Raw genomic sequence first — 20,951 nt, forward strand, 5'->3', positions numbered from 1 at the left:
AATGTGAATGCCCCTTTCATTTATCTGTTGTTGTTGTTCTTGTCATCATCATATCAAAGGGGCTGGGATATTAAATTCAATATTCTCTGCTTAGAACTTATAAAATTATCATGATCCTGGTTATTGCACAAGAGCGTAACAAGCTTCATCGCAACATATTATCAACGTCAAAGCTATATTGTATACCAACAAAAAGTGTTCATTGAGCTTCTATGAAAAACGTTGATCCCACGTTCGTAATCCCACCTGCCCCCAGAAAATACACTTGGGTCTCGTATAACTTAGTATCAGCTGCAGCTAAAATACTTTCATAAGGTGGTAATAATCTTGATAGTAAAGTTTACAAAAGAACAAAAATGGTCCAACCTTCTTGCCAAAAGCGCCATGGTCAGCTTACTCGTTTTTAGCGTGGGTACCGGTAGCGTATTAGCTTCGGAGATTACAACAACAACAACAACACCGTCGTCCAGTCCCGCATCCGTGAGCGTCACCCAGAATACGACTTCCTCCTCACAAGTAGCCGCGACTTTGAACGAATCCAAAACGGAGACTCCAGATCTTTTGCCAGGAGACTTCTTCTACTTTGTAAAAACAATGTACGAAAACATTCGATTGGCCCTAACTGTCAATGACGTGAAAGAGGCGCGACTACTTACCGCATTTGCCCAAGATCGACTTCAGGAAGCGAATGCCTTATTGGCTCAAGGAAAAACGAAAGAGGCAAATCTATCTCTCCAGAAGTCGCTGGAAACTCAGCAAAGTGCTGTTCAAAAAACAGATCAAGCTTCTGGAATATCGACAACAGTTAAGACTACACAAGTAGAGACTATTGTACAAGCGGCTGCTAAAGATGAGGATTCAACACAAAAAGAAACTGCAACAACAGCCGCAGAGCAAACGGAAGCCGAAGATGTGATCAATCCTGTAAAAGAAGTGAAAAATCCGGAGCAGGTATTGAAGGTAAAGGCCGATTTACAACATAATATTGTAGCCTTGTCCTCCGCATTGGAAAAGGTGGGAAATCCGAACGCCCAACTGGCTTTAATGAAAAATATAGAAAAGGCGTTTGCTCATCTGGATAAAAAACTGTCCAAAATCGAGAAAAAAGAGAAGTTGGGGCAGATGAATGAGAACGTAACAGCTAAGGAAGAGCAGCCCCCAGTTGCTTCACCGGTTCCATCTCAAGTTCCCACACCAGCTTCAACACCAGCTTCAAACGAGTCTGTCTCGGACCAAGAGAAACAGGAAAGCATAGTAACAAAATCAGATCAAACGAAGAAGGACGAAGACAACCAGCATATGAATAAATCTGATAAAGCAAAAGAGAAAAAGAACGATAGCCCACACAAAGGCGGCGAAAAAGGGAACGGCAACGGACACGATAAAAATAAAGGTAGCAAACAAGAATAAAACCGCTACTCGCTCCCTTTTCGATATATAAATACTTAAGACTCGCAGCCTATGTTGTGGGTCTCTTTTATTATTCCGCTGTTGGCTTACATAAATGATTCGAGGCCGTAAAGCATTCGAGCATGATCACAATTTATTCGTTCATTTATAGGTATCTCTAGGAAATAGTCCAATTGCCATTTCTGTGTTTTTTGAGCCTGGCGGCTTATAGTCTTGTCCCAAGGTGGATACACTCGTATTGCCCGTTTACCGCCTTCACCTTGATTTGATACTATATTTTGATTGAATAGAACCTGCTTTGGAAATACAAATTGGCCAAAGTTATTCCCATTGCGGGTACTAATTACGAAGAAATCGACTGGATCTGATAGGTCGTACGGTTGGATCGTTCCATCTCCAATTCTATGCCATAGTGTCACAAACTGCCCCACCTTTGTAGGCGTGATTTTAGCGACACGAAATCTAATGGAGAGAGAATCTAAATGAAATAAATAGGCTCCATATTCAGCATTTTGAGCTTCTAAAAGCGGTTGAGAGCAATCAAACCCGCACACGTTATAGACGAGATTCTTGGTAGCTAGCAGGTCACTATGAATTGTGTCTGAGGAAGAAATCCAGGAATTTTGATCATTAGGGCATGCTTCTGTTAAATTATTATTTTTCTTATCCATCTGTTCTAATCTCCTATGCCCATTATTAGGCTTATTTCATAATCCTTCAACGTAAGCATACCGCTTTGAACACCTTGGGAAATAATCGCTTTGATGTTGTGCAGCGTGCCCTTTCGGCTTCAACATCGAAAGCCTCTGCCTAAAGTAATAGGACAGAGGCTTTTGCCTTGAATTTAGAGCTCATCAACGGGCGGTTAAATAAGCTTTGATTATAGACATTTGACGTAAACCGAAAGCCACAATTATCTTTTACGATAAAGTGGATAAGGCACCGTTGTAGGAACCTTGATGAGAATCAACCGCATGATCTCTTCATCCAAGTTCGTAATTGTTACCTCTGTCTCTGACTCAGCAGCTGCAAGGACGAAATCTTTATGATGAAACTGTACAGGTTGCTTCGACGCACCTGACTCGCCCCATGTTCCCTGCCCGCGTATGGCTAAAGCCGTTAATGTATAACCAGCATCAATCTTATGTTGATAATGGGCGCCGCTATTTACTTCAACATCCCACATTTCAATATCAGCAACCAACTGTACGGGAGCATCTGTACCAATTACCGTTTTCACTTTATACCCTGCTGCATGGCTTACTTGTGGAAATTCTTCGTGCTCATACTGGCGATAGGTTGGCTTTCTCCGAACCGCTTCCGTCAATTCAGGTTCAAACCAAATTTGAAAAAGCTCCGCATCGGCACTTAGCTTTTCTTGATGACTAACGCCAGAACCTGTTTGCATGACCTGCGCCCCGCCTGCTCCCACTGTGCTGTCATTACCCAAGGTATCCCCGTGAAAGGCACTGCCTTTTACCACATAAGTCATAATCTCAAATCCTTCATGTGGATGCAGACCGATCATGGCTTCGGTACTTGAAGTGGCCCATGCCCAATAAAATAAAGGACCCACTCGCTTAATAACCGATCCTTCACCTGGAAAGCCGATCGGCTTTTGTTCTTTGATTTTCCCACCGTCAAATTCACCAATTCCCTGCATGGCAGGCGTGTACACTCGTGCTTGCATTCTTGAACAACCTCCTAAATTTTGATTATTCTATCTCATTCGGCCAGCCTATCCCTCCAGCACTCCATGAGCATCATCTAGTTGAATGGGAATTAAAATCAAACTTCATATATATCTTTGATTTAAGTATCTTTAATTTAAGATAAATGTACACCTTAAACCAATTCATGTCAACATATTTGTGAAAATAGAACAGGAACTGTTCTTTTTTCGTCGAACCCCTATTAAAGAATATCCTCTATAGGGAGCAAATGAGATGAATGATGAGAAGCACCTGATGATACTAAAAAAATATAAAAAGCAAATTATTGCGAAGTGGATTCGTGAGTTCATTCATAGTTATCCTGAGTATGACAGAAACGTTCTGGAAAAAGATGCAGATGTCTTCTATACATTTATGTTAGACCTTCATATTCCCGCGGCAGAGCATTCTCTCTTCATAACGATCCCTGAGTCCCAAAAGCTGTTTTTGATGAGAAATGTTTCTATTAGCCATGTTGTGCATAGCAGTCAACTGTGGATTGACGCGATTTTATGGTTCATTCAAGAAAGCCCTAAAGGAAAGGCGATTCCTATGAGTCTGACTAGGGAAATAATTGCTCGGGTCAGCTTATATGAAAGGTATTTTCTCCATCAATATAACACCATTACGAATGAACTGCTGTCTGGTCAAGAAAAGACGATTACGGAGCTGCATGATGCCCGCCTGACGATTATTGGCAAGATGGCGGCCAGCATGGCGCATGAAATCAGAAATCCACTGACAGCCATACTTGGTTTTTTAAAAATCTTACGTAACCAACTATCGATTCAAAATTACCAAAAAATTAACTCCTATCTGGATACGATTGAAAGTGAACTTCTGAGCATTCAAATGCAGATCGCAGGATTCCTCAGTTTTTCAAAAAAGGATACCATCGAGGAAAGTTTTGAAGAGGTATCTTCTAAATCTATCATCGACAACGTCCTAGCCTTGATTACACCTAGATTGGTAAACGATAATATTGAGTTAATTTTTCAAGAAGGGGAAGACATTAAGCTCAAGGTTCAAAAAATAGCCATTCAACAGGTTCTTTCAAATATTCTGAACAACAGCTTGGACGCTTTGTCTGAAAAGGAAGGCGAGAAAAGTTTAATGATCGCATCCAGGCTGGAAGAAGATGAATTCTTAATTATCATTTCCAACAACGGACCTGAAATCCTCCCAGAGATAAAGGACTCACTGTTCATTCCCTTTGTAACAAACAAAAAAGATGGTACCGGTCTTGGACTAGCCATTTGCAAGCAAATTATGACCAAAAATAATGGAGACGTCACGTTTGATTCCAATCCGAATGAAACGTCATTTCGCTTAAGTTTCAAACAAAGGTGGGCTCAAACAAATTAAATTGACCATTCGTCAAAAAAAGAATGGAATCGACATCACATTTGGTTCGTCCAACCCATGTTATTAATCTATTCTGTCCCTTACAATTTATTAGAACAGCAATTTTTCTTATTTTGAAGGAGGAGGGCTACTATGAAGCGTAAGTGGACAACCCTGGTGGTATCCAGTATTTTGGCTGTCTCCACAGTAATGGGCGGCGGTATATCTGCAATGGCAGCATCGAAGAGCAGCTCAGGTGGAACAACAGTTCCAGGCAAAACCTATGTAATTGCATTCTCGAACCAGCTTCCGACGGGTTATGCAGCAATGATTCAAGCCGCAGGCGGGCAAGTTGTTCGCGCTATTCCTGAGATTGGCGGATTGGAGGTGCGTTCGTCCAGCACCGAATTTATAACAAAACTGCAGTCATTCAAGGATATTGCAGCTGCCAACGTTCAGATGGTACATAAACTAAGCGATGGTACAGTAGATCCTTCCGCAGCTGACGGTCAGCCAGTTACAGATATTCCCCAACCGGAAGCAACGAGCAGCTACTGGGATTATCAATGGGACATTAAGAAAGTGACGAATAATGGAGCTTCGTTTGCGCTTGAAACCGGCGGCAAAGGCGGCACGCATAAAGCCGTTGTAGGTATTATCGACAGCGGTATTGATGCCAATCATCCCGACTTAAAAGCTAACTTCCTCGGTGGCATGAACTTTGTACCCGCAGGAATAGATACCAGTGAGACCGGTGATCCTAACGATCTACTGGACCGCGAAGGACATGGAACGCATGTGGCAGGATCGATTGCCGGGAACGGCAAAGTCAGAGGGGTCGGCCCGAATCTTGGCATCCGCTCCTACCGCGTATTTCCCGGAGGACAAGGTGCGCCTACGGCCTGGATTGTAGCTGCAATCATTCAGGCGGCGAACGATAAGGTTGATGTCATTAACATGTCGATCGGCGGTTTTGACTCCCAAAAGTATTATGTTGATGGAACCAAATATTCAGATGTTGCTGACATTTTGCTTTGGAAACGTGCCATTCAATATGCTGTGAACCATAATGTAACGGTGGTAACTGCAGCTGGTAATGAAGGTCTCAACCTACGTGATAACAAGGCAATGACCGATTATCTAAACGCTACATACGGTTCCCCAGGCGTTGTATTTAAAGGGAAAACAACAGAAACACCTGGACAAATCAATGGTGTCATCAATGTTTCATCTTCGAACAAGTGGTCGACGAACAGTATCGCATTTTACTCCAATTATGGGTTAAATCAAATCGACGTAGCAGCACCAGGCGGCGATAATGGGCCTGTATATGCTTCAACTCTGGATTTGAACCAGCGAGATTTCCACTATCGCGCGTTAAGCACATGGCCTACCTATTTGCCATCGTATTTCACTTCTAACCTGCATAGCTACGCGCTGCTCCACGGTACATCCATGGCGGCTCCGAAAGTGGCTGGTATTGCAGGTGTCATTAAAGCGGCTCATCCGGAGTTGAACCCTGCACAAGTAGCCGCGTTAATCGAAAAAACGGCGATCGATTACGGCCCAACCGGTAATGATGCTTTATACGGCGCTGGTGAAGCGAATGTGTACAATGCTCTAGTCAAATAAGTTCATGATCAAACAAGCCCAGTGCCGTTTTGGCACTGGGCTTGTTTGATTTCTTACGTACCTTAAAGTAAAATTCGCCTGCTCAATACCAACTTGTAAAAACAGAGGAAGTCCCATAGGCTAACGGAATTGCAGCTCCGATCATCAGTACTGGCCCCCACCAGGTGAAGAAGGAGATCCCCACACATAGACTGATTAAGATCAGCGCCGGCAGTACAAGGATTGGAATTGCAGATTGGAGAGCCTGATGTTTAGTTGTGTCCTGTATAGGAAAAAGAGTCAGAAACGGAGCTGTTAATTCATCTTTACAGAATGATTTCCTCCAAAATGCCAATAGGCATGCAGCAAGGATCCAGATCGTAATTTTAAGGGCACCCGGCAAAATAAACATAGCTCCACTGATCACAACGACGAACTGTATCGTTTGCTTCCACTGTGTGCCATTTCTAAAAAAGGATTTCGTCAATAAATCAGCGATTCCGTTGCTGGCACCTTTCCCTTTGAACAAGCGCTGCGATTTCCCGAATAAAAGGGGATACTTCCGTGTCGGTTTTCTTTTCCGCTCGACAACACGAATTAACATCAGAGAGACAATTCGCATCCGTGCATCTCTTTCTCTGGCGATATCAGCGAAGAAAGCCCCTTTCTCCTGCAGCCGTATTCTGCTTAAGAAAACAACCAGCACTAGAAAAAGAACAATAGCCATCCAACTATAATAAGTGTTATGACTAACCTCCGTAACTAACACTTGATACAAGAAGAACAGACCTACAAAAACCATAATCCGCAACAACCAAAGCATAATTCCATTGAAACGAAGTGTAAGCAGTTGACGAAGCAAGCCTACGTTAATTTTCAGAAAATAGGTAAGCAACCATAAACAAATAACTTGTATCACGCTATAGGAAAACGTTTGAACTAATAAAGGAAGAAATACAAGCATCAATACTAATGTAGTGACTCCCTGCAGCACAAGAGAGTATCTATAGCCGAGTTGCATGAGATGCCGAAACCATTTCTGGTTCTGTCGGAGGAAAAGCTGGTCCCCCTCCTCAACAAAGAATCGAATGGTTCCGAGCCAAGTGAATACATAGAAGGCCGCTGTAATCATAAACATCGATATCCAATTAAACCAAGAAGGCTGAGTCGCCCACCAAGAGTAATATTGATAGCCTGCCACAATCATCAGTGGAATGACAAAATAAATCGCAATAACCCAATCCACAGCCATTCGCAAAGCCCGATACTGGAAATGCCAGTCCGAGCGAACTCGTCGTGTGAAAACCTGAAAGCTGCTCTTCAATCCATTGTCCCCCTTCATAGTAACGAATGGAAGCAGTCGAACAATGGCGCGTCAGGCATGCCGCATTGCTGCTGAATGTCCTGCAGTGTTCCATTTGCTACCAATCTGCCACCAGAAAGAAGTACAAACGAACTGCAAATCCGTTCCGCTGTATCTAACACATGGGTACTCATCAGAATACCTGCACCGCGCTTGCGTTCCTCATCCAACATTCCTAAGAAATCTTTAATCGCTTTCGGATCCAATCCAATGAAAGGCTCGTCCACAATATACACATCTGGTTTATTCAAAAAGCCGAGGATGAGCATAATTTTCTGCTGCATACCTTTGGAAAATTTCCCGGGCAGTTGATGTTTTTCATCCATCAATCGGAACCGATGCAAAAGATCATCTGCACGCTCTAGGAATACCGTTCGATCTAAATCGTAGACGGAAGCAGCAAATTCCATATGCTCCCATAACGTCAACTCATCATATAGAATCGGATGCTCCGGAATGTAAGCATAGCTTTTTCGCTCACCCATAAAAGAGATTTTACCCTTGAAATCCTTCAATAAACCAAGGATGCTCTTAATTGTCGTGCTCTTGCCAGCTCCATTTGGACCTAACAGGCCTACCAGTTCTCCTTGCCGAACATCAAAATGAATCTTCTTGATAATATCTGGAACTTCATCATATCCAGCCTGATCGATATGTACTTCTAAAACAGCTAATCGTTCTTCTGACATTCTCGGTCACGATCCCTTCTACCCTCATCATATATCAGGCATCTGCAGATTTCCAACATCGCATCATGAAATGATGGCAGATCCCCTAATTGCTTCTAGAAGGTTCCGGTTCCCGATAAGCATCGACAAGAAACGCTGCGTGAACTTTGATGCTCTCGCGCAACGATTGTGGTTGTAACACCCGTGCGTACCGCCCCCAACTGAGTACCCATTGCAGAATATCTTGTTCATTTCGACAATGCAGCGTCGCAAGGACATCGTCCTCTCGTTCTTCCAAATTTGTTAAATAAAAAGAGGGGTTTTCTCGAATCCAAGGAAGTGCCTCCTTCGCAAACGATACGGTCACTTCTTGTTGAAAGTTTTGTTCTGGCTCATATTCGCGCATCCGAAATTCAGAGGGACGCTCAAAAGTGTCTGACAACAGATTAACAGACTCCATACGCTCCAAACGAAATTGACGCAGTTCATTGCGCTTGGTGCAATGACCCACGAAGTACCAAATTCCTCTGAGATGAATGAGTCCGTAGGGATGAACGCTACGAATGCCCGAGGGTTCTTCGGATGCATAAGGGGAAGATTTACGGCTTCTATACGTAAAGGAAAGCACACGTTGTTCCAAAACGGCTCTTCGCACAAGCCCCAATATTTCTTGGGCGGATTCTGTTGCGTTTGGGGCATGAAAAGCATCGTCCAAGTTCAGGAGATGAATACTGTCACGAAGCTGTTGAACCTGTTTCCGCTGCTGCTCAGGCATAATTGCCTCTATTTTCTCCTGTGCGGCATGCGCTGCTTCACAATATGTGCTATCAAAAGTATTAGCTACATAGTCGCTCCCGAGTAACAACATGGACGCCTCTAGAGCTGTAAATTGAATCGGCGGTAGAAAGAACCCTTCCATGAGCTCATACCCAATACCTGGTGTAGATCGCAGTGGTATGCCTGATATTGAGAGGGCCTCCATATCCCGGTACACTGTACGGACGCTCATTTCGAAGCGGCTTGCCAAATCTTCGGCACGCACTACCCCTTTTCTCTGTAGTTCCAGAAGAATTGCAAGCATACGATCAGAACGTTTCATGAAAAAGCCTCCGTCTTACTCCTGACAATACGTTGTCAACAGCAGGTTGTTATAGTGAATATATTCTCACTTCAAGTAGTAGAATCCTACATCAGAATAGGAGAAATTTCTTATAACAATCAAAATGGGTGCCGCCAGCCGAGAATTTACAGCTGACTAACCATAAAAAGAGGAGCAATAAAAATGTGGAAATTTGAACACAGCGTTATAACCGATGCGAAGGCGGAAACCAATTGGGGTCTTTACAGCGACATCGACACATGGAAAGAATGGGATGAATTTGTTCATGTTGAGTATTTGGCTAGAAAAATTGAACTCGAGGCTGTGTGATGGATATGGAAAATAATCATCGTTATTGGATCGGAGTCGTCTCTAAATCGCATGTCATGAGAGGAGTAGAAGGCGGGTTTGCCCAATTATGTCACGGAAAGGCCGCTCCCTTAAAGCGAATGAGACAGGGAGACTGGCTAATCTATTATTCCCCAAAAACGGATTTAAACGGCGGTGATCCTTTACAAGCATTTACAGCAATTGGACAAGTGAGAGATGACGAAGTGTACGAGTATCCTATGAGTGAATCCTTCATTCCCTATCGACGCAACATAGATTATTATAAGTGTACGGAGGCTCCCGTACATTCCCTCTTGGACAGAATGAGTTTCACCAAGGGAAACCGAAATTGGGGTTATCGCTTTCGCATGGGACACTTTGAGATTGATCTATCGGATTTCACAGTTATTTCAGAAGCTATGAGAAAGCAATGAGTTTTCTACAATTGAATTCGCAAATGAATAAAGTGGGATCCCTTATTAAATAAAGGATTCCACTTTTGTGTTTTTTTACGAAATCCTCTGTTACCCATGACAAAAATGACTTGAAAACAGAAAAGACCCCTAGCGGGGCCTTTCTGAAAACAACAATTATTAGATGATAGCAACATAAAAACGATAGATTGATTTATACCGGTTGAGTCTTTTTCAAATACGCCCGCCAAGTAATGCACCACTGCTTCGGATCATCTAAAGACGATTCATCGTTTCGATGGACAGTACTGTTATGCGGAGCTGACTTCACTATATCCGGTTGTGTGTAGGCTTCATTCGAGATATGCTCAAGCGCATGGATGTATTCGTCCAGATCCTCTTTGGAATACGACTCTGTCGGCTCCAAGGTAAACGGCTGCTTCACGATATACGGATGATGGGACGTCCAGTAATGCAGGCCGAAATCACACATGCGGCGAGTAATGTCCTCTGTCGTGACACCTGTCTCATCTGTAAGCTGCTTCCAGCTGTAGCGAACCTGCTCGAGGCGGCGTCCTTTGATATAAGGTGCACTCGCTCCGCGGATTTGCAAGATTTTGTGATAAAGATAATTGTTGTTCAGAACCGCAATTTGGGCGACATCCTTCAGCCCATCTGGACCTAGGCTCATAATCCAAGCGTAGGAACGCAGTACAGTCTGTGCAACCCCGTGGAAACTGCGGACTTTGCCGATGCTGTCTGCTGTCTTATTCTTCAAGACATAACGGATTCCGTCATAATCCACAAGCGGTCCAGGTAAGAAACGCTTCAGTTCCTCGCTTACACCAAGAGCCCCCGTAGCCGGACCGCCGCACATATGAGGAGCCGCAAACGTCTTGTGCAGATTGAAGAAGCACATGTCGAAGCCCGCTTCCTTCGCTCTAGTGATGCCAAGCAAGCCGTTTGCGTTGGCCTGATCGTAGAAGCAGACTCCACCAGCCTCATGAACAATGTCGGTAAACTCGCGGATTCGGTGGTTATAGATGCCAGTGTCCTCCGGATTCGCAACGACAAAACCAGCTGTTCGCTCGGAGATGACACTCTTCAGCTTCTCTATGTCTGGGAAGCCGTCTTCGTCTGGGTGCAGCGTAATAATTTTGTAGCCCTTGACCGCAGCTGTCGCAGCTTGGGAGGGGTGGGAGAAAATCGTCGTAATGATCTCATCCCGCTGATCTCCCTCCCCCCGCGAATCATGATAAGCACGAACGATCGATGCCATCGCAAGCAAGGCCTGCGTACCGCTGCTCGGTTGGAACGAGAAGGCATCCATCCCGCTGATCTCACGCATCGCAAGGTCCAGCTTATAGAAAATCTCCAGCATACCCTGAACGGAATCGGCATCCTGTAAGGGATGCAGCTCCATCATATGGGGCGTACGGATAAGCATTTCGTTGATGCGCGGAATATACTTCATCGTACAGGTGCCTTGTCCGATCTCAACATTCATATCGGAGCCAAGAGTCTCCTGGGACAGGCGCAAATAATGCCGAAGTACTTTGGCTTGACCGATCTCGGGTAAAGCCGGCGCTGACTTTCGTTTCATAGAAGAAGGTATACGCCCAATGCCGTCTCCCACCTCAGCTGCAATGGCAGCCTCCGTTCTTGGCGGAATTACCCCTCGCTCTCCCTGACGGTGAAGCTCAAATATGACCGGCTCATCCCATTTGGCTTGATGAAAATTACGGACTTTATGATCTCTGCGAATTCGTTTCATGGCGTTCCGTCCTTTCTTTATATAAATCGATCACGGTTTGCGAACGATGGTTTGAATGGTGTCTGCTAGACGATCTAGATCAGCCTGCGAATGAATTTCAGTAACGCAGTAGAGGGCACATTGTCCCCATGCCGGGAAAGAAGCGGACAAATCTTTGCCTCCGAATATTCCCGCTTCGGATAGTTGCGCATTTATTTCAGCGACGGTCAAGCCTGTATCGTTGAAATCAACAACAAACTCCTTGAAGAAAGCTGTTTCTGCGAACCGAAGGGAAATGCTTGGAATGGCGGAGATTTTCTTGGCCGCGTATTGCGACTTCTGCATGATGGTCTCGCCGACCTCCTGCATACCGGTTGGCCCAAGCAAGGATAGGTAGACACCTGCGGTTATGCCCCATAATGCGGTCTGGGTACCAACGGACTCCTTCCCTTTCTCACGAAGCGCGAAGGATGTGCGCTCATAGGCTACATCGCCAAAGCCATATTCGCCTTCAACCTCCGTTGGCACGATGCCGAACAACCGGGAAGGATATTCCATGACGTAGGTCTCTTCATCGCGCGTCGCGATAAACCCGGCTTGCCCGCCGCCGTAATTCATATGCATCCCCAGTGGCTGCAAATCTCCACAGACGATATCTGCGCCATATTGGCTCGGAGGCTGAAGAACGCCAAGTGAGATAGGGTCCACGCCAACGATGGAGATGGCATTCACAGAATGGGCAAGCTCCGAAATTTCTTGTCCTTGGTCTTCGATGATACCGAGGTAGCCCGGATTCTCGAAGTATACCGCAGCTATTTCACTGGATAGCTTGCTGCGCAAATCATTCAAGTCCATTTTGCCGGTTGCCTCATTGATTTCAACAAAACGCAGTTCCATCACGGGTGTGCAGTAGTTGTTGATAATCATGACTTTGTCGGGATCGACTGACTTTGGAAGCAGTGCAACACTGCGGCCTGTGATGCGGCCCGCCATCCGAATCGCTGTTGAAGCCGCTTGTGCCCAGTCGAAGGTAGGGACATTAACGACGTCCATATCAACCAACTCAGCCATTAGACTTTGATACTCGAACAAGGTTTGGAATCGTCCGTGATCTTCATAGGGTTCACCGGCATAAGCGGTAACGAACTCGGAACGCTGATTGATTTCGTCACAGACAGCCGGAATAAAATGCTGCCAGCAGCCCGCTCCAAGGAAATTCAAATAAGCGGCACCGTGCTTGTTCTTGGCAAGCAGACCGTCTATATGACGACGCAGCTCGTATTCCGTCATAGCTGGCGGGAGTTTCATCTCCCGGTTCAGCTTCAAGCTGTCTGGAATGGCGTCATGAAGCTGATCCATCGAGGTCAGGCCGATTTCCTTCAGCATCGCATCACGAACCTCAGGCACGGTATTCGGTATATAAGGATGGGCATATGTTCTGTTATTAGGCAAAGGTAACGCCTCCATTCATCGTTGTATAACTCATAGATTCTTAACTACCAAGCGGAGATAGACACGAATTGCCCTTAGGCAATGCCCCCGCCATCTACAACAAGCACACTTCCCGTTACCCAAGAAGACATGTCACTCGCTAGAAATAGGACCGCATTCGCAATATCTCGCGGTGTTCCGAGCCTCTCTAGCGGGCGGCCACCGGCCGAGGCGACTAGGAATTCGGCCTCGTTTCGCTGAAGCTGCTTCGCTTCATCACGCAGCAGCGGCGTGTCCGTATCGCCTGGCGATACGCAGTTCACGCGAATGTTAGCGACGCCATGATCGATAGCCATAGCCCGCGTTAAATTCACAACGCCTGCTTTGGCAGCGCAGTAGGCAGCAGCGCGGTCACCGCCTTTTAGGCCCCAACCGGAGCCTGAGTTAATGATGCTGCCTCCACCCTCTCGCTCCATGATCGGAATGATAGATTTGGACAGGAGATAAACACCCTTCAAGGAAACATCTATAACCAAATCCCAATCACGTTCTTCCAGCTCAACGACCGTTTTACGACGAATAATCCCAGCATTGTTGAACAAAATATCAATTCGTCCGTGTGCAGCATCAATTTCTGCTGCAACACGCTGGCAATCGGCAGAGGAAGACACATCACAGCGGTAGAAACTCGCTTGGCCACCCTGCTGTCTAATTCCAGCTACCGCCTGTTCTCCTTGATCTTCGTTAATATCAAGAAGGATGGAATAAGCTCCAAAGCTGGCAAGCAGTTCAGCCGTCGCAAGGCCGATCCCTGAGGCTCCGCCGGTTACAACTGCTATTTTTCCCGTTAAGTTCAATACGTCTTGTGCGTTAAGCATGGTTTGCACCCTCCTGTAGATGTTTCTCTTTCGCTTCTAGTCTCATTTGATGGCTCAACCGCTCAGGTAGGGTATCTTCGGATAGATAGGGCTTAAGCAGCATCTGGAAATGGAATGCTTCTGATGTGACTGTGTTTTCCGGGGATTGAGCTGGTCCACAGCTGTTGCTGCCTAAACCATTCTGCCTGTAATCCAGGTTGAGTGTAATGAAATCCCGTGGAACAAGATCACTTGCATGTTTGGCTGCTTCTAAGTCAGCATCGGTATAGCGTCGTGCGCTGAATTCAAGTGTTGGTGCTCCTACCGCGAGTAGACCGATTCCGGCACCATCTGTAATGGATACCCACCTTACATCTGTGCGGTTGCCGTTTTCCTGCGGATAAATATATGGCGTGAATAGTTCATCTACAGACTTCCGATACACACCGAACCGTCCTGCTTCCTTACTGTCGGAGTAGTTCTCCCCCGGACCACGTCCGTACCATTTCACAGCGTCCATGTTTCCCGGTATCTCCAGTTGGAGTCCAATCTTAGGAAGCATAGCAGGCGGCTTGCCTTCTGGAACGCCTTGAACGTCAATGACGATAAGACCTGAGCCTGTTATGGTGTAAGTCGTTTCACATCGGAAGCCCCAGTCGAATACCGGGGGTGCAATGCGAGACGCCCAAGTTATACGAATCGTACCCTCATCCAGCCGCTCCCAGCGACAATTATCTATTCGTTCGCTTAGCCTATTGAGATGAGCCTTGTACCAGTCAGGCAGGACATACATATCGTTATCAATCGGTGCACGCCAGAAGTTAAGACGCGGCCCCGTGTTCACTAGCTCTTGGCCGTTCATTCGCAGCGAGCTGATTCCTGCCCGCCGGGTGTCGAATGCCATTCGGAAAGAATCGTTTGCGAGGATGAGTCGACGCCCTTCCTCTGTGCAGGATAAGCTCCGCATTGGCAAACTAACTGCTTCATAAGCAGACGCATCATTTGCGTTCCCAACTGCTTCGAGAGCAAGCTGTGCCCAAGCTACCTCATGTCCTTGCTCACCCCAGATGCAATCTGCCGCAAGCGTGAAGCCTACATTCAACCAGCGCTCCGCATTCGGATCTAATAAGGCTAGCTGCAGATCTGCTCTAACGGGAACATACACCTCTGCACTTTCGCCAGGACCAATTCGCGGCAGAACAAGCACACCGCTTTGGACAGTCCGCCCATCTACCGTCACACTCCAATCTGCATAGAGGTGATCAAGCGTTATAAAATCATAGCGATTCATGATGCGTATGCAATCATCTTTTATATACTCGACCCTAACAGGTTCAATAATTTTCTTGTATTCAATAAGACCTGGGGAAGGTGTCCGATCCGGACGAATAAGACCATCAATGACGAAATTGCTGTTGTTCGGCACATCGCCATAATCTCCGCCGTAAGCGTAGTCGTCTTTACCATCCGCTGTCTTCCTGCGGATACCGTGGTCGATCCATTCCCAGACGAAGCCGCCCTGCAGTCTCCTATGAGCATCGAAGGTATCAAAATACGGCTTGAGTCCGCCTGGACCATTCCCCATGGCATGAGCGAATTCGCACAGGATATGCGGTTTAGGATGATCAACCTGCTGACCGAAGCCTGCCATCTTCTCTACGGAGGAGTACATGGTGCTTACAATATCGCACACTTCCGCCTCGCGATCTTCTTCATAGTGAATGAGCCGCGTTGGATCTGCTTGTTTGCACCACGCCGACATCGCTCGGAAGTTGCAGCCGAAGCCGGATTCATTACCAAGTGACCAGAACAAGACAGAAGGATGATTCTTATCACGCTCTACCATGCGGCGTACGCGGTCAACGTATGCTTCCTGCCAAGCAGGATCATCGCTTAGCCGTGAAATATTGCCCAGAGGCTCGAAGCCGTGAGTTTCCAAATCCGTTTCTTCCATGACATATAAACCATATTCGTCACAAATATCGTAGAACCGCGGATCATTCGGATAATGAGCGGTTCTGACCGCATTAATATTATGCTGTTTCATCATCTTCACATCTTGAATCATAGTCGACAGCGTCACCGTGCGTCCTGTATCCGGATGGTGATCGTGACGGTTTACGCCTTTCAGCATGATCGCCCTGCCGTTCACCAGAAACTGGCCGTCCTTCACTTCGATCTTGCGGAAGCCAACTCGCTGAGCAACCGTCTCCACCACTTTATCGTTCAGATCCACTACGCCTATCGTCAAATGATATAGAGCTGGAGCTTCAGCGCTCCAAAGCGAAGGTTTTGTGACTGGCATTGAAAACGACAGAATCTTCTGATCAGCACCGCCGTCAGTGATTTTTTCTACAGCTGAAACAACATGTACACCTTCATGATCCAGAAGCTGCAGTTGGAGTTTCCCTTGCAATACATTTCCATGCAGCTCAACTTGAACTGATAAAGTCGCATCGCTATAGTCCGCGTCCAGTTCAGTAACGATTCGATAGTCCACGATCCGTATGGAGGACGGCTCCGAAATCAGATACACATCCCGGAAAATACCGCTCATATACCACATGTCCTGGTCTTCCAGATAGCTGCCGTCTGACCATTGATAGACGCGCGCCGCCATACGATTGATTCCCTGCTTCACAAACGGTGTCAGATCAAATTCTGACGTCAATCGGCTTCCTTGGCTGTAACCAACGAATGTCCCATTGATCCATACATGGAATGCACTATCCACGCCATCGAATTTCACGGCCAGCTTTCTGCCGTCCCAATGCTGTGGAAGCTCAAACTCTCGCACATAGCTGCCTGTCGGATTATCATTAGGCACATGCGGAGGATCAACCGGGAACGGATAATATAAGTCCGTATAATGCGGATGGCCATAACCCTTCTGCTGCCAATGGCTCGGAACTTGGATCTTATCCCACCCAGACAAGTCATAATTCTCTAGGTAAAAATCATCCGGCGCCCATTCAGGCCCCTTCGCATAATGAAACTTCCAACTGCCATTCAAAGATTTGAACCAAGGCGAGCTCCCTCGGTCATAGCTCAAAGCTCCGGCTTGATCGGAATGTGGGATGAAATATGCGCGGCTCTTCGTGCGATTTCGCTCTAACACCGCTAGATTATCCCAATCACGTGCCACTTTCTCGTTATGCATAGCTGCCTCTCCTCTCGAATCTCTATCTATATGTCTCTATTAACCTTCTGCTCAAAAAAACCTAATCTGGTCCACACGACGCGTATCCATTGGAATAAGGAGACCGTCGATTCATTCATCTAATCTTGCTCTGCAATGGAGATGTCTTTGATCGGGTTCAATATTCAACTATGCTCAATTGAGGTTGCTAGATGAATGAATCCATGTGCGCGGGTTGAATGATGTTGTAGAAAGTGCAACAATTACTGCCGTTATCGCGCTTTTTCCGTACATTGTTGCATCATGTACAACAATTTGCTCCTATACAGGCCATTTCGCAACAAACGGGCTAAAAATGTTGTACAAACTGCAACTTCAAGTTGCAAAATAGCCTTTTGGCGTGTGAATTGTTGTATGAAATACAACAATTTGCTCCTATACAGGCCATTTCGCAACAAACGGGCTAAAAATGTTGTACAAACTACAACTTCAAGTTGCAAAATTGCCTTTGGGCGTGTGAATTGTTGTATGAAATACAACATTAGTAATCACCTGAAGCCTATCTACCTCACGAAAGCTTAACAGCACCTCCACAGCGGACCGGATCTCGCCAAGCTTAAAGTGATGACCTTCCTCTCCTAAGCCACCTACCCCTTAATCCCCGTACCCGCAATTCCACCGACAATATAGCGCTGTGCGAAGAAGAACACAGCCAGCGGCGGAATGGAGATCAGACAGGTAATGGCCATAATGGACTGCATGTCGACGCCAAACATCCCTTTGAACTGCGACAATCCAAGCGTCAGTGTATATTTTGACTGATCATTAAGGAAAATGAGCGGTCCCAGATAATCGTTCCAACAACTCATAATCTGAAACACGCCGACTAAGATGAGAGATGGTCCCATGAGCGGGACAATGATCCGCACAAGAATGGCAAATTTGTTAGCCCCATCGATCGTTGCCGCCTCATCCAACTCGCGAGGAAGCGTCAGAATGAACTGTCTCAGTAAGAAGATATAATAAGCCGAACCGAACCACGACGGAACAATAAGCGGTTTGAGCGTATTAATCCAGCCGAGGTAGTTAAACTCCATATACTGCGGGATCATGGTGACTTCCCAAGGGATCATCATCGTAGCAAGCACAATCAGAAACAGCAGATCGCGCCCTTTGAATTGGAATCTCGCAAACCCGTAGGCTACAAGCGTACAGGATATTAATTGGCCGAGCGTTGACATCAACGTCACGATGACGGTATTTTTCAGGAATAAGTTAAAAGGCTGAATCGTCCATGCTTCGGCGAAATTACTGAATTTCCAAACCGAAGGAATCCATTTTGGCGGGAAAAGGTACAGCTCCGCTGGCGATTTCACCGCCGTCGTCACCGCCCAGAACAGCGGAGCGACGAACAGCAGCGAGCAGATAATCAGCATCGTATAGACGATTATCCGTTTCATGCTGACCTCCTCCTTCCGCCGGATTTCACTTTCTTCTGTGACTTTTGCTTCATTTCGCCTTCATAGAACACCCAAGCCTCTGACGACTTGAATACAAGGAATGTCAGACTGAGCACAATAAGGAACATGAACCATGCGTTTGCTGCGGAATAACCCATTTTAAAAAACTTAAAGGCATTCTCGTACATATACATCGCGTAAAAATACGTTGATTTCATCGGACCGCCTCCTGTGAGCAGGAGCGCAAGGGTTAACTGTTGGAACGCCGCGATAATGGACGTAATCAGATTGAATATAATTGTCGGGCTAAGCATCGGTATCGTAACGCTAAAGAATTGTCTGAGCTTACCCGCACCATCTATGGAAGCAGATTCGTATAGATCCTTTGGTATCCCCTTAAGCCCTGCAAGAAAAACGAGCATCATCGAGCCTTGTCCCCATAAGCTGGCAACGACCATCGCTACAAGAGACCATTGTTTACTATTCAACCAGTCAGGACCCTGAACACCGATAATCGACAGAAAATAATTCAGAATACCGTAATCTCCGCTGTACACCCAAGACCAAATCATAGCTAGCGCCACGCCCGAGATCACAGAGGGTAGGTAAAACGCGGTTCGAAAAATCGCGCTGCCGCGAATTTTCTGATTAAGCAGAATCGCTAGTCCAAGCGCAACCGCTATATTGAGTGGAACAAACAGCGCTGCGAACTTGATTGTCACGCCGAACGACTTCCAGAACAGCGGGTCTTTCGTAAACATATCCACATAATTGTCTAATCCGATAAAGCGCACTTTACCTACAATTGGCCAATCGAAAAATGAAATAATAAGCGAGAATAACAACGGCCCTAAAGTGAACACTAGGAATCCGAAGATCCATGGAAAAATGAAGAGGTAGGGAGTTACCCCACCCCAACTGAGTTTCCTTCTAGGCTTGAGGCTGGCCATTGGTTTCCCTGCGTTTGCTTGCTGCGGGTAGGTCTGAGCCATCTCCCTAACCTTCTTTCTGTAGAAATCTTATTTCAAATAACGCTCGCTGTCTTTGACGGCTTGATCCAGCGCATCCTGCGCATTACTGCCAAGCACGGTAGCTTCTACGGCCGAAGATAGCTGACGGTTCACTTCATTCCACTTGGCACTCAGCAGGAATGCCGGCGAATTGTCGGAGCGCTGCAGCATTGTGTAAAACGGCTTGTACAGAGGATCCTGATCCTTCTTAAGCTCGTTCACGACACTTACTCTGACCGGCAAATCCGATACGCGCATCTTGATCGCTTCGCTCCCAACATAATACTTGATAAACTCCCAAGCTAGATCCTTCTGTTTCGAATCCTTCGCAATAGATAGAGCAGATTCAGCAATCACACCTTTGACTGGTTTGCCTGGAAAAGCAGGCATCTCCACTGTCCCTACATCAATCCCTGCTTCCTTGAACGATTCCAGCGGCCAGATACCGCTTTCCCACATGGCGATTTTGCCGCCTTTGAAGATATCCTCACCGCTTTGCTGTCCTTTGCCTCCGGCCAGCACGGCCGAACCGTTCTTGACCATATCCCCGAACATTTGAATAGCTCCGGCTGTTGCTTTACTGTTCATGAAGCCGTTTATCGTTTTGCCGTCATTAGAGATATAAGAGCCGCCGTTACTCCATACAAAACCTTGCAAATCGTACGTATCGTTATCCGCTCGAACACCGAAACCAAACTGTTTCTTAGCTTTATCCGTCAGCTTCTTGGAAATATCCTGGAAATCATCCCATGTCCAACCATCCTTCGGATAAGGAATCTTAGCATCATCAAACATTTTCTTGTTGTAGTACACGACACGAGTCGTGAAGCCTGCTGGAATGCCATAGAGCTTGTTCTCGATCGTCGCGTAATTGAACAACCCTTTGTAGAAATCATCCTTGTTCAAGTCCTTATCCCCGTCAGCGTAGCTGCCCAGCGGCTCAAGCGATTGATGATACGTTGGAAAATCCCACATGTACATCACATCCGGAGGATTCGTAGCGCCGAAACCCGCAGCTAGCTTCTGATCGAAACCGTCGGCGTACGCTTCTACCTGGATCTTCGTTCCCGGATGGTTCGCTTCGAACTTCTTCGCGATATCCTGCTCGATCTTAAGCGCATCCCCGGTATCCCATGTTGCGAATCGAAGCGTCTTCTCTTTGGCAGCATCGTTACCTTTCGCCGGTTCTGTCGCCTTGCTAGTCGTACCTTCGTTATTACTGCTGCATGCTGTAAGCGCAGTCATCGCCATTGCAGTCGTAAGAACAATGAGTGAAAGTTTCTTGATCATTCTGTCAGCTCCCCTATCCGTGAATGAGTATATAATAATTGAACCGCTTTCATCATAACTA

17 protein-coding genes are annotated in these 20,951 nt (G+C 46.3%); 5 read left to right on the plus strand and 12 right to left on the minus strand.

Features of this window, described 5'->3' with window-relative positions:
• The first annotated feature begins 327 nt into the window (after positions 1–327).
• Positions 328–1,410, plus strand: coding sequence for a DUF5667 domain-containing protein (locus ASG85_RS34030; protein WP_060649191.1), 1,083 nt, complete (start codon positions 328–330; stop codon positions 1,408–1,410).
• 86 nt (positions 1,411–1,496) lie between these two features.
• Here the strand turns inward: ASG85_RS34030 and ASG85_RS34035 are convergent, their stop codons facing one another.
• Both ASG85_RS34035 and ASG85_RS34040 read right to left on the minus strand, forming a co-directional pair.
• Positions 1,497–2,081: a MepB family protein gene (locus ASG85_RS34035; RefSeq protein WP_060649192.1), complete on the minus strand. Its 585-nt coding sequence runs from the start codon at positions 2,079–2,081 to the stop codon at positions 1,497–1,499.
• A gap of 242 nt (positions 2,082–2,323) precedes the next feature.
• A complete protein-coding gene (locus ASG85_RS34040; RefSeq protein ID WP_057302064.1) occupies positions 2,324–3,100 on the minus strand; it encodes a pirin family protein in 777 nt (258 codons plus the stop codon).
• A 256-nt stretch (positions 3,101–3,356) separates the two neighbouring features.
• On the opposite strand from ASG85_RS34040, the gene ASG85_RS34045 reads away from it, so the two are divergent.
• Together ASG85_RS34045 and ASG85_RS34050 are read left to right on the plus strand one after the other, a co-directional pair.
• Positions 3,357–4,487: a sensor histidine kinase gene (locus tag ASG85_RS34045; RefSeq protein ID WP_057302065.1), complete on the plus strand. Its 1,131-nt coding sequence runs from the start codon at positions 3,357–3,359 to the stop codon at positions 4,485–4,487.
• Positions 4,488–4,619: 132 nt separating this feature from the next.
• Complete coding sequence (locus ASG85_RS34050) at positions 4,620–6,098, plus strand: S8 family serine peptidase (protein ID WP_060649193.1); 1,479 nt, start codon at positions 4,620–4,622, stop codon at positions 6,096–6,098.
• Positions 6,099–6,180: 82 nt separating this feature from the next.
• Here the strand turns inward: ASG85_RS34050 and ASG85_RS34055 are convergent, their stop codons facing one another.
• The 3 genes from ASG85_RS34055 to ASG85_RS34065 all read right to left on the minus strand — a co-directional run bounded on the left by ASG85_RS34055 (position 6,181) and on the right by ASG85_RS34065 (position 9,207).
• The gene (locus tag ASG85_RS34055; protein WP_060649194.1) at positions 6,181–7,401 is read right to left on the minus strand and encodes an ABC transporter permease; all 1,221 of its coding nucleotides are present in this window, start codon (positions 7,399–7,401) and stop codon (positions 6,181–6,183) included.
• Positions 7,402–7,415: 14 nt separating this feature from the next.
• Positions 7,416–8,129, minus strand: coding sequence for an ABC transporter ATP-binding protein (locus ASG85_RS34060; protein ID WP_060649195.1), 714 nt, complete (start codon positions 8,127–8,129; stop codon positions 7,416–7,418).
• Between the two features lie 85 nt (positions 8,130–8,214).
• A complete protein-coding gene (locus tag ASG85_RS34065; RefSeq protein WP_057302069.1) occupies positions 8,215–9,207 on the minus strand; it encodes a helix-turn-helix transcriptional regulator in 993 nt (330 codons plus the stop codon).
• A 183-nt stretch (positions 9,208–9,390) separates the two neighbouring features.
• Here ASG85_RS34065 and ASG85_RS38485 point away from each other — a divergent pair, with 183 nt between their 5' ends.
• Positions 9,391–9,537, plus strand: coding sequence for a hypothetical protein (locus ASG85_RS38485; RefSeq protein ID WP_156389892.1), 147 nt, complete (start codon positions 9,391–9,393; stop codon positions 9,535–9,537).
• Positions 9,537–9,971, plus strand: a complete 435-nt coding sequence (locus ASG85_RS34070) for an EVE domain-containing protein (protein ID WP_057302070.1) — start codon at positions 9,537–9,539, stop codon at positions 9,969–9,971. Before ASG85_RS38485 ends, ASG85_RS34070 begins: the two co-directional genes overlap by 1 nt.
• Before the next feature lie 193 nt (positions 9,972–10,164).
• Here ASG85_RS34070 and gcvPB read toward each other — a convergent pair whose 3' ends face one another.
• The 7 genes from gcvPB to ASG85_RS34110 form a co-directional block, all read right to left on the minus strand.
• Complete coding sequence (gcvPB, locus tag ASG85_RS34075; protein ID WP_060649196.1) at positions 10,165–11,724, minus strand: aminomethyl-transferring glycine dehydrogenase subunit GcvPB; 1,560 nt, start codon at positions 11,722–11,724, stop codon at positions 10,165–10,167.
• Positions 11,725–11,754: 30 nt separating this feature from the next.
• Positions 11,755–13,155, minus strand: coding sequence for an aminomethyl-transferring glycine dehydrogenase subunit GcvPA (gcvPA, locus tag ASG85_RS34080; RefSeq protein ID WP_164484206.1), 1,401 nt, complete (start codon positions 13,153–13,155; stop codon positions 11,755–11,757).
• A gap of 74 nt (positions 13,156–13,229) precedes the next feature.
• Positions 13,230–14,012, minus strand: coding sequence for an SDR family NAD(P)-dependent oxidoreductase (locus tag ASG85_RS34085; protein WP_057302073.1), 783 nt, complete (start codon positions 14,010–14,012; stop codon positions 13,230–13,232).
• Positions 14,005–17,151, minus strand: coding sequence for a glycoside hydrolase family 2 TIM barrel-domain containing protein (locus ASG85_RS34090; protein ID WP_060649197.1), 3,147 nt, complete (start codon positions 17,149–17,151; stop codon positions 14,005–14,007). The genes ASG85_RS34085 and ASG85_RS34090 overlap by 8 nt, the downstream gene beginning before the upstream one ends.
• 626 nt (positions 17,152–17,777) lie before the next feature.
• Positions 17,778–18,590 (minus strand): carbohydrate ABC transporter permease, encoded by an 813-nt coding sequence (locus ASG85_RS34100; RefSeq protein WP_057302076.1) that lies wholly within the window; start codon positions 18,588–18,590, stop codon positions 17,778–17,780.
• The gene (locus ASG85_RS34105) at positions 18,587–19,540 is read right to left on the minus strand and encodes a carbohydrate ABC transporter permease (RefSeq protein WP_057302102.1); all 954 of its coding nucleotides are present in this window, start codon (positions 19,538–19,540) and stop codon (positions 18,587–18,589) included. The genes ASG85_RS34100 and ASG85_RS34105 overlap by 4 nt, the downstream gene beginning before the upstream one ends.
• Before the next feature lie 69 nt (positions 19,541–19,609).
• A complete protein-coding gene (locus ASG85_RS34110) occupies positions 19,610–20,890 on the minus strand; it encodes an ABC transporter substrate-binding protein (RefSeq protein ID WP_060649199.1) in 1,281 nt (426 codons plus the stop codon).
• Between the last annotated feature and the right edge of the window lie 61 nt (positions 20,891–20,951).

Origin of the sequence: Paenibacillus sp. Soil724D2 (assembly GCF_001427935.1) — a bacterium.
Lineage (GTDB): Bacteria > Bacillota > Bacilli > Paenibacillales > NBRC-103111 > Paenibacillus_E.